The following is a 9795-nucleotide window of genomic DNA, read 5'->3' on the forward strand; positions in this document are numbered from 1 at the left end:
GATGCTTTATGTGCTTTCGCACCCAAAATCTCGTTCAATATGTTTGAGTCTGGCTAATCGCCCGACTAGGCTAAAATTACTGTAGCCTTAAGCTAAAGAGTGACTCAATCTTATCACTTTTGTGCATTTTGAACAATAATACTAATTTCTGGTGAACGGACACTTCGTTAAGGTTGTCCTGATATAATCCGAAGATTAAATTAGAATTCTTGGCTTCCAAATTTCACAACACTTGGCTAAGTATAGGCCTCATAGCTAATTCTGTGAGAAACTTACCCCCCATCTTTAGTAGTTCGCTTCTTGACCCGTCTACAACTTCACACTTTATAGTAACTATATTGATTGAGAGGGGCGCTTTCTGCGTTCCCTTTAAAGTAAGTAGATAGACACTATGAAACGTTTAATTCTAAACATCACACTCTTGGTATTCATGACGCTTGGTAGCATGAATGCCATGGCTCATGATTCAATGGTCAAATACGGTATTGCGATATCTCACGATGGTGAGCAAATTGCTTATGGCAAAAGTGGGAGCGGGGAGACGGCGCTGTTCTTCATTCATGGTTGGAGCTTAGACAGCAGGCTGTGGCAAAACCAAGTGAGTGAGTTTTCAAAGCAGTACCAAGTGATCACCATGGACTTAGCAGGTCACGGTAACTCATCGTTCAACCGCGAAGAGTACACTATGGTTGCGTTTGCTGAAGACATCAAAGCAGTCATCGAGAAAGAATAACTCGACTCTGTCGTCTTAGTCGGCCATTCAATGGCGGGTGGTGTTATTGCAGAAGTTTGTCTATTACGGTGAACTATCGAACACATTGTTAGATAAACCAACGGAAGACCCTGCAAGTCGACAGCAAGCGCTGTCTGAACTAAAAAAGTACAAGACAAGCCAGTTCAAAAAAACAACGTATAACAAGGTATCTAAAATTGGTTTTCTAAAAGAGGCGTTAGCAGATACTTTTTCATCGCTATTTGGAAAGCTGGGTGTGGCTGAGACCCTTATAACGAAGGTCGCGCCGGACATGGCGCACTATTGGAATGAAGATACCTATTTTGGTAGCGATGTCAGGCATAGGCTAATGGTTGAGCTGAAGGAAGCGCTCGATAATCAAGATGATGTGATGATTGTATCGCACAGTCTCGGGTCGATGATCAGTTATGACGTGTTGTGGAAGCTGTCTCATTACGGAGAGTATAGACACGACTATGGTGCAGACAAGAAGGTCAACTTATTGCTGACGCTCGGGTCACCGTTAGGCGATGAAAACGTAAAAGACAGGCTAAAAGGGAGCCGCTTGAAAGATGAGAAGAAGTATCCTTTAAATATTCACCAATGGATAAACATATCGGCAGAAGATGACTTTATCTCTCATGACAGCAAAATTAGAAATGACTTTAAGGATATGCTCAAACTGGACCTGATACCCGGCGGAATGAAAGATATCCACCCGATTTATAACCTCAACGTTCGCAACGGGAAAAGCAATCCTCATGCTTCCATCGGTTATCTCATCAACCCTAAATTCATCAAAGTATTGGACGAATGGCTCTCTAGCTGATGTGGTTTACCATCGTAAATTGCTAGCTACTTGTTCGTTGGAACGCAGATAAAACAAGGCCTCGCATGTACGAGGCCTTTTCGTGTTCTGTAGATCGAATCAAAGTGGCGTTGTTGATCAAATCGGTTTAAAGACCAAGGACGCCATATGTGACTCGCCGTTAGTTTCGAACAGGCATACCTAGTCCTATGACTTTGTTTATAGCTTTGACATTCGCCATGATTTCTCCCACTTGAGCGTTGTAACATCTCAAGCTCAATTTACCGCTGGTTAGTCCTTTATATCGAGACATTGCGGTCTCAGATATTGAGCGATAGTGGTAACCAGACTCAGATTTCCACTCCGTTATTGTTCCGTTTTTAAGAGCCTCTACAGCTTCATTTCTGGGATGCCCATCTTCCCAAAGAGCCGAATTCTTTCGAGGTGGTATCAACGGAGTACAGCCCTTATTTTTCAGAGTCTCATAGCAACTTTTTGTGTCATATGCTCCATCAGCAGATACTGTATGGATCTTTCTACGTAAAGGGTTGAGTAATGTTGGCAGCACTTCGTTATCGCCAACACTTACAAGACTGACTTCTGCACTAATGGCCTCATGAGTTTCTACATCAACAGCTAAGTGCAGTTTACGCCAAGTTCTGCGTTTTTCGGCGCCGTGCTTTTTCACTTTCCATTCACCCTCGCCAAAAACTTTGAGACCAGTCGAGTCAATAGCTATATGGCGAATAGCTCCTTTGGATTTATTGCGATATTTGACCTGAACTGTCTTCGAGCGTTTGCTGATACAGGTGTAGTCAGGGGACGTCAGTGGAACATCCAATAGCTCAAAGATAGAATCAATAAAGCCTTGAAGAGCACGTAATGGCAGAGAGAAGATCCCCTTAATCATCAAGGCAGTTTCAATCGCGGTATCAGAATACTGGAAACCTCTACCACGCTTACCATGATGGGTTGTACATCGCCATGCATCTATGGCTGAATCATCTATCCAGAACGTAACCGAGCCACGCTTGCACAGAGCCTTATTGTATTCCGCCCAGTTAGTTATCTTCTTTTCCGCTTTACCCATGTCACCACCGTTCTAACCACCATAAAGGATCAGATCACAGGACTTGGAAAAGGTTCAACTGATTTAGGCAACAACGCCAATCAAAGTGGTAAATACACTTGAGAATCGGCTTCAAATCCCCTCCTAACCTCCCCTTGTTTTACATCTCCAACTTCTTGCTGGCAACGAGAAAGGGAAGGAACTGAATACCGAGCGTGACAAGAGCAGCTATATGTTCGGCGGGAAAGAATGTTCTCCCCCTCGATCGTATATCTAAAGGGATCGGTGAACTCCATTTGAGGGGGATCTAGAGGGGGAGTTCTAATTCTAAATAGGATATTTACGGGTTATGAGTATTTTTAGTATGGTATACTGCATTCGGTGTTATCAGTCCTGAGGAAATCATGTTAAGAGCTATTCTGGGAAATAAATCGGGCAGAATATCCGTCGGTGATGAGAGCGTATCTGTCCGTGAGGTTTACAAAGATCGAGAGGACATGTTGACTGCTGCAATCATTAGTCGCGTTAGTTACCTTTCAGACAAAGCTCTTAATAAATTATTCCAGAGGATCTTTACGAACAGCCAGTTAGATTTTTCTAAGTTGATAGAGGTTGAGTTCTGGCCTAATTTCTCATCGTCACTTCAGAGCCGAGTTGAACCTGACGTTATTCTTCATTTTGAGTGGGGTGTAATGATCATTGAAGCAAAACGCCCTCATGACTCGCACCAGTATGCAGAACAATGGATTAAAGAACTGGAATCTCTCCCTTCAAACTATCGAGAAGGTGAAATCTATTTTCTATCTTTGGGTGGTAGCGCTGCTAACAATAAGGTTGAATTAGAACGCTTTAAGAGGCTAAAAGACTCCTATGAAAATGTTTCTATTCCCAATCCAACTTTTATGGCCTATCAAACATGGGAAGGGCTCATTGACTATCTACAACGCTCAAAAGATAGTGGGGATCTGAGCAGGAGTGATAATAACGTCATCTCAGATATGATCGAAGCGCTAGAGCTCTATCATGTTCATGCGAATATTCACTCTTTGTCTTCGCTTAAACCAATGAACATCAAATACTCATCTTTAGCCAATATTTCTAATATTGGAAATATATCTTCCATTAGCGAAGATAAACTAATTACTAGTCTAACAAGCCTACCAATCCAAAGACTCAACTGGCCAACGTCAGCAACGGTTTTCAACACCGTAAAAGCAAGCAAGTCGACTTGGCGAGTTAAACCATTTTGCAATATTAACGAGCGAGCACTAGAACTATGGAAAATATGACGGAATTACAACAAGCCTTACTAGACGTCCGTAAAGCTCAGCGGCTACTTGTTGCTTTTCATCAAAGAGTTTTACCCTTGATACAAAAGATTGGCGAAGACCTCGATTGCAATTTCGACTATTGGTATCCAGTTAATCATGGACCAGTTCCCAAAGGTAATACGAACCCTTTCAATCGCTGGTATTGGGATTATTCGTCACTTTCTGACGCTATATTCTTTTTCCTTCCAGAGCAAACAGAAAGCCGTAATAGTGCTCCCAAAGGTGCTTGGGCATTAACTATTCGATTGCAAACAGATACTGGGATTAGTGACAGCTTTGGCCAAAAATCTCGCAATTGGGATGCTTTAGAAGTAAAGCCAACCCCCGACAAAAGCCAAACTAGACTTGTAGTGTCAGCGTTCAGGTCAACACAAGATATCAACGAAAACTGGGCTTGGTGGAATATGTTTAAGAACGAAAAGCACCAGTTTAAAGAAGGATTAGTCACCGGTTCATATAAAGCCTGTGAAGTTCTGACCCAGTTTGTTCCTATTGAGAATTTGATGGAAGAAGAAAGTGTAGATATGTTCATCGAGGAGTATACGCAAAAACTTAGAGCACATGGTTATATACCTGAATAAACCGTCGCTCATGTGATCGTCGATTGAAAAACAAGGCCTCGCGTGTGCGAGGCCTTTTTGTTTGCCAACTAAAGCTAAATATTAATCGAGATTAACGAAAACTTGGAATAATTGCTGGAATGCCTGGAAGAAGGCCAACCAATGCCATTACGCTTGTTAGCACGATAAACATAATGCCAGGCAATACCCAACGGCTCATTTTACTCAGTTCACTACTACGTTCTTTACAACCAACTAGGCCTAAGTTGTCTAACAGCATGGTGAGAGCCCAACCGAATGCAGGGTTAACGAGCGCTGAAGAAAACACAACAATCGCTGCAGATTGAGTAGTTTTTCCTTCACGCGTCATTTCCATTCCAGCTTCTAGTAATGGCACAAATACCCCAACAATCAGCGCAACACAAAGTACAGGTTGCCAGATGGCGAGATCCATCGGGTAACCCCAAACTGCGGCGATAATACAGAATAGAGCCGTGAGCAATGCGCCGGCAGGAATAGGGCGTTTAGCAATTGCTGCTGGTACGATGTAAGTACCCCATGAAGATGTAAAGTTAGTACCACCAAGTAGAGAACCGAACGTTTGACGAATTGACGCTGTGGTCATGGTGTCGTCGATGTTCATGTGTACTTTTTCGGTACGTTCTGGATAGCTGATCTTTTGGAATACTTGATGGCCTAAGAAATCTGGTGACCACATCGCTACGGCTAGAATCGCAAACGGCAATACCACCATGAAATGTTCAATTGTAGGTAGGCCTAGCATCCAACCTGTATCTTCGCCCCACCAATACATAGGGTTCATGTTAGGCAAGCCTGGCTCAGTGTGGAAAGCAAATGGGGCACCCATGGCAAATGCAATCGTACCGCCTAGCAAGCAGCTAAGAGGGACGGCTAACCAACGTTTACGGAAGTGTTCCAATAGCGCGTACAAAATAATGGTGCAAAAGATCACGACAAAAGCGATATGGCTCATGCCGATTCCCTCAGCCCAAGCGAACAGCTTTTTCACTTGAGAAGCGGTTCCAACAAAACCGAGGTAGAGTAACAAACCACCACACACGCCTTTACTGGTGAGGTTAGCCAACATGCTGCCACCTTTACTGATGGCCAAGAGTAAGCCAAAAGCACCTATCAGCAAGCCAAAGGCCATTGGGTGTCCGCCAGCTGCAACAACAATAGGGATTAAAGGAATGAGTGGGCCATGCGTACCAGCAAGGTTAGCCGTTGGTAGTAAGAAGCCAGAGAAAAGGATGATGAAAACTGAGGCGATAAGGAGTTCGTAGCGAACGTTTTCTAGAATGAAGTCTTCATTTAACCCGAGTGATCCGGCAAAGGTTGCAGCAATCGCGCCCACCATAACCACCTTACCAATGGTAGCGGCCATGGCTGGGATAGTATCTTCTATCTCAAATCGGTAATCTTTAAACGGCAAATTAGGACGCCAGCGTTTAGGCGACATGATTTGTAATTCGTGCTCTAGATATTGTTCTCGGGATTCAAACTCTGAGCTTGGTTTGTGCTGTTGTTCATAGGAGAGCTCGTCCTCATTCGCTTGAGGCTTATCTGCTTGTATATGTACGGACTCTAAAGTACTGCTCATATTGATTCCTTTCGTTCACACTCTAAGGTGTGTTATTCCAACAAACGTTGTTGACTCACGCAGATGTGCAAACAATGCGCCAACTTATTATTAAAAATTCATTAACATTTAGTTGTTAGTACCTTATACCAAACCAAAAAAAACAAATAGACTCAGTTAGTTAGACATTAGTCGTAGAGTAGGTCGGCTAGTGTTAGACTCTGTAGATAGTGTGTGTCTGGTTATTTGTAGTCCCTTAATTTCTCCCACGTTATGCACTTGATAGTGATAGAATCTCCGCATTAGAATTATCGAGAATCTAGGTATTTATAAACAATGTTTATCCATCATGTTAACGGCATCGACTGGCTAGTGATTACTGCTTTTGAAGAACTGAAACCAATGTTTATCGAAGATGCTGGCCCAATCCCAGCTTACTTCTCGACCGCCAGTGAATTGAGCCTGATTGATCAAGCCAAGCGCAGCTATGGATTTTTGCCGACACTCCGCGGTGTGATCACTGATACCGGCACGTACCAAAGTAAAGATCTTGAAGAAGATTTGAACCCACAGCTTGCGTGTATCGTTGAAGGGCGAGGTAGAGTGTTTATCTATCACGGCGACTATGTGGCTTTTGTGGATGACGAGCAAACCTTCATTACCCGTATGGACTGATAGTGACTCAGTGAGTTGAGATCTGCGAATTGGTAAATCGGCGAGTTAGCTCCCCTAGAATTAAAAACTAAAGGATTAATACGATGGCAAAAACGGTCTCATTGGTACTTGGCAGTGGTGGCGCAAGAGGCTTGGTGCACGTTGGAATCATCCGTTGGTTAATGGAGCATGACTATCAGATAAAATCCATCTCTGGCTGTTCAATTGGTGCACTTATCGGTGGTGTCTACGCTGCGGGCAAGTTGGATGAATTTGAAGAGTGGGTCACCAGTATCGACCAATCGGATATGGCTATGATGTTGGACTTTTCATGGCAATCGAGTGGTATGTTCAAAGGGGACAAGATCATCGACACACTACGTGAACTGATCGGTGAGATTTCAATTGAAGAGCTGCCTATCCCTTATACCGCTGTCGCTGCCAACGTCGCCGATGAAAAAGAGGTTTGGCTGCAATCAGGCTCTCTTTTTGATGCCATTCGCGCTTCTATCTCTTTGCCATTGTTCTTCACACCTCATGTTATTAATGGCGAAGCGCTGATTGATGGCGGAGTACTCAATCCCGTACCGATTGCGCCCACCTTTAGTGATAAGACAGACTTTACTCTGGCTGTGAACTTAGGTGGTGAACCTGAGATGCTTCAACAGGAAGTGATACCGGTTTCCCTACCTACAAAAGAGAGCAATCTGCACGAGAAGGTTGTTCACTTTATCGATAATTTAGGTAGCAGCGTAAAAAGCAAAATGAGCTTTAACTTTGCAGCTTACGATATCGCCAACCAAGCGTTTGATGCGATGCAATCGACCATTGCTCGTCAGAAATTGGCCGCTTACCCCGCCGATATTACGCTTGAGATCCCACGTAATGCCTGTGGCACTTTGGAGTTCGATCGCTCACAAGAAATGATAGATAGAGGCTACCATTTGGCACAGGCTAAATTGGGCAATCGACTTTAATGTATTTGCTGCTGAATGAGAGTATTTATGGAAACTGAACTAAAAGAGCTTGAACTCCACGAGCTTATGGCAACAAAAGATGTCATCGTACTCACTAGCTCAGAAGAAGCTGCCGTATCTTGGCTGATAGAGTGCTATCAAGAGAACTCTGATATTCAGATTATCGAGAACGCACATCAGCTAAATACTGAAGTGGTTTTGGCGCAATGCCGAGACTGCCTGAGTGAAAGTAAAAAGGTCATACTTACCGCGCAGTTTCGTAGCCAGTTGCCTATTATCAATATCGCTTCACTGTGTAATGAGAAGCGTAAATCATTGACCAATATTGAGTTGTCCGGCTGGGATAAAGAAAATCGCCTTCCTCACTCTTTTAGCAGTTTCTAGCTTATAGCGGTTTCTAGTTAACTGCATTCGCTATATAGCAGCCGTTTTAGATAGCAGACAATGCAAGAGCATCACTTCAAATGTCTGCCGCCATCAAGGTGCAAAGTTCTTCCTGTCATGTAGTGGCTAGCCAACACAAACTTGATGCCATCTATTATTTCCTCAAAGCCCGCTTCTGTCGGGATCAGAGCTTTCTGCAGAGCTTTGGTTTTGTATGCCTCATCGTCATGTTCATTGAACTTAATCATGGCTGGAGAGACGGTATTTACTTTGACCTTGGGAGCCAACATTGCCGAAAAAGACAGGGTCAGATTGTTGATTGCCGCTTTACTGGCCGCGTAAGCGATGTGCTTTTTGCTGCCTTTTTCTGCAACGTAATCACTGATGTGGATGATGTCTGAAATTTGTTCGCCAGACATCAGTTGGTCTTTGAGTGTTAAATTGACCAGATAAGGCACGGTAGCGTGAATCGTCATCATTTGGTGCATGATTTGTGATGCATTTTCGCTGGGATTGTTTTTGTTCTCAGGCTTCCAGTCTGAAGCGTTATGTATGACGGCTCGAAGTGTCTTGTACTCTTGAGCTACGTAATGAAGAAACCCGTCTAAGCTGCTTTGTTGGTAAAAGTCTACCTGCTGCAAGTCGGCTCCACTGTCACGTAACATTTGCAGTTGAGGGTAGTCACTGCGGTAGGTGCCAACCACTTTATATCCATCTGCTAAAAGTTGTTGCGCTAAAGCGAAGCCGAGTCGCTTTCCCACGCCTGTTATTAGTATCGTTTCACTCATCGTAAAAACTCAGCTCTGGTTTGAGGGTTAGTTTTGAAAATACCACCGAGAGCAGTTGCAGCGGTTTCAGAGTTTGCATCCATAACGCCTCTCGATTTCACGCAGTAGTGAGTAGCTTTTATCGTCACGGCCACGTTTTCTGTTTCAACGAGAGTTTGTATCGCGACTAAGATTTGCTGAGTGAGGCGTTCTTGTACTTGAGGACGCTGTGCGAAGAATCGAACAATTCGATTAATTTTAGACAGCCCAAGAATCTTGTTTTCAGGGATGTAGGCCACCTCTGCTAAGCCATCGATGGTTATGAAGTGATGTTCACACGTCGATGTTAAGTCGATATCCGATACCTTAACCATCTCATCAACCGACATTTTGTTGTCTATGACGCTGATTTTCGGAAAGTTGTTATAATCGAGCCCTGAAAAAATCTCGTGAACATACATCTTCGCAATACGATGAGGTGTTTCAGCAAGACTGTCATCCGTTAAGTCCAGTCCAAGCGTACCGATGACTTCTGTTAAAAGCCCTTTGATTCGGTCGTACTTTTGGTCTGGGTCCATTTCGCTCGCTGTCATTGGAGTTTCAAGTCCTTTTGCGAGCAAAGCTTCTCTTACTTTTTCGGCTTCTGTGTTCATCATGACGCTCTCCTTAACAATTGTTGTCTTTGTCCGCTTCGTAGCTCAGGGTGAGCGAAACAGAGTCGGCAAAACGTAGCGCATGAGGCTTGTCAATTCTCACTTGAGCGTATCGTACCCATGGGTGATCGATACAAATGCCAAGTACATCGCTGGTTAATTTTTCTAGAAGCAGAAACCTTCCGGATTCGACATGTTGAATGATCTTCTTGCAGATGTTTTTGTAGTTGAGCGCATTGTCTGTAGTGGTCAAGTAAAA

At 43.7% G+C, this 9795-nt stretch carries 10 protein-coding genes and 2 pseudogenes; 7 read left to right on the forward strand and 5 right to left on the reverse strand.

Annotated elements, in window-relative coordinates:
• Nucleotides 1–391: 391 nt before the first annotated feature.
• Both BCT34_RS22755 and BCT34_RS22760 read left to right on the forward strand, forming a co-directional pair.
• Nucleotides 392–730 (forward strand): annotated as a pseudogene (locus BCT34_RS22755) (alpha/beta hydrolase); the annotation flags it as partial.
• Nucleotides 731–782: 52 nt separating this feature from the next.
• Nucleotides 783–1562, forward strand: a pseudogene (locus tag BCT34_RS22760) (hypothetical protein); the annotation flags it as partial.
• Nucleotides 1563–1722: 160 nt separating this feature from the next.
• On the opposite strand, the gene BCT34_RS22765 reads toward BCT34_RS22760, so the two are convergent.
• Nucleotides 1723–2631: an IS5 family transposase gene (locus BCT34_RS22765; RefSeq protein WP_076656192.1), complete on the reverse strand. Its 909-nt coding sequence runs from the start codon at nucleotides 2629–2631 to the stop codon at nucleotides 1723–1725.
• Nucleotides 2632–3014: 383 nt separating this feature from the next.
• Here BCT34_RS22765 and BCT34_RS22770 point away from each other — a divergent pair, with 383 nt between their 5' ends.
• Both BCT34_RS22770 and BCT34_RS22775 read left to right on the forward strand, forming a co-directional pair.
• Nucleotides 3015–3899 carry a hypothetical protein gene (locus tag BCT34_RS22770; RefSeq protein WP_102305874.1) on the forward strand — a complete coding sequence of 295 codons (885 nt, stop codon included), beginning with the start codon at nucleotides 3015–3017 and terminating at the stop codon, nucleotides 3897–3899.
• Nucleotides 3887–4522 carry a hypothetical protein gene (locus BCT34_RS22775; RefSeq protein ID WP_131828428.1) on the forward strand — a complete coding sequence of 212 codons (636 nt, stop codon included), beginning with the start codon at nucleotides 3887–3889 and terminating at the stop codon, nucleotides 4520–4522. The genes BCT34_RS22770 and BCT34_RS22775 overlap by 13 nt, the downstream gene beginning before the upstream one ends.
• A gap of 91 nt (nucleotides 4523–4613) precedes the next feature.
• On the opposite strand, the gene BCT34_RS22780 is transcribed toward BCT34_RS22775, so the two are convergent.
• Nucleotides 4614–6122, reverse strand: coding sequence for a DUF3360 domain-containing protein (locus tag BCT34_RS22780; protein WP_076656200.1), 1509 nt, complete (start codon nucleotides 6120–6122; stop codon nucleotides 4614–4616).
• Nucleotides 6123–6437: 315 nt separating this feature from the next.
• Between BCT34_RS22780 and BCT34_RS22785 the strand changes: the two genes are divergently transcribed.
• The 3 genes from BCT34_RS22785 (at nucleotide 6438) to BCT34_RS22795 (ending at nucleotide 8116) form a co-directional block, all read left to right on the forward strand.
• Nucleotides 6438–6776: a cytosolic protein gene (locus BCT34_RS22785; protein ID WP_076656203.1), complete on the forward strand. Its 339-nt coding sequence runs from the start codon at nucleotides 6438–6440 to the stop codon at nucleotides 6774–6776.
• Nucleotides 6777–6859: 83 nt separating this feature from the next.
• Entirely contained in the window at nucleotides 6860–7732 is an 873-nt protein-coding gene (locus BCT34_RS22790; protein WP_076656206.1) for a patatin-like phospholipase family protein, read from the forward strand.
• A gap of 15 nt (nucleotides 7733–7747) precedes the next feature.
• Nucleotides 7748–8116 (forward strand): hypothetical protein, encoded by a 369-nt coding sequence (locus BCT34_RS22795; RefSeq protein ID WP_076656209.1) that lies wholly within the window; start codon nucleotides 7748–7750, stop codon nucleotides 8114–8116.
• A gap of 71 nt (nucleotides 8117–8187) precedes the next feature.
• On the opposite strand, the gene folM is transcribed toward BCT34_RS22795, so the two are convergent.
• The 3 genes from folM to BCT34_RS22810 form a co-directional block, all read right to left on the reverse strand.
• Nucleotides 8188–8904 carry a dihydromonapterin reductase gene (gene folM, locus BCT34_RS22800; protein WP_076656211.1) on the reverse strand — a complete coding sequence of 239 codons (717 nt, stop codon included), beginning with the start codon at nucleotides 8902–8904 and terminating at the stop codon, nucleotides 8188–8190.
• Nucleotides 8901–9539, reverse strand: coding sequence for a GTP cyclohydrolase I FolE (folE, locus tag BCT34_RS22805; protein ID WP_076656215.1), 639 nt, complete (start codon nucleotides 9537–9539; stop codon nucleotides 8901–8903). The genes folM and folE overlap by 4 nt, the downstream gene beginning before the upstream one ends.
• A gap of 10 nt (nucleotides 9540–9549) precedes the next feature.
• Nucleotides 9550–9795 (reverse strand): FolB domain-containing protein (locus tag BCT34_RS22810; protein WP_133148382.1); only part of this gene is annotated, 246 nt, incomplete at its 5' end.

This window comes from Vibrio sp. 10N.261.45.E2, assembly GCF_002875705.1.
In the GTDB taxonomy this organism is placed as follows: domain Bacteria; phylum Pseudomonadota; class Gammaproteobacteria; order Enterobacterales; family Vibrionaceae; genus Vibrio.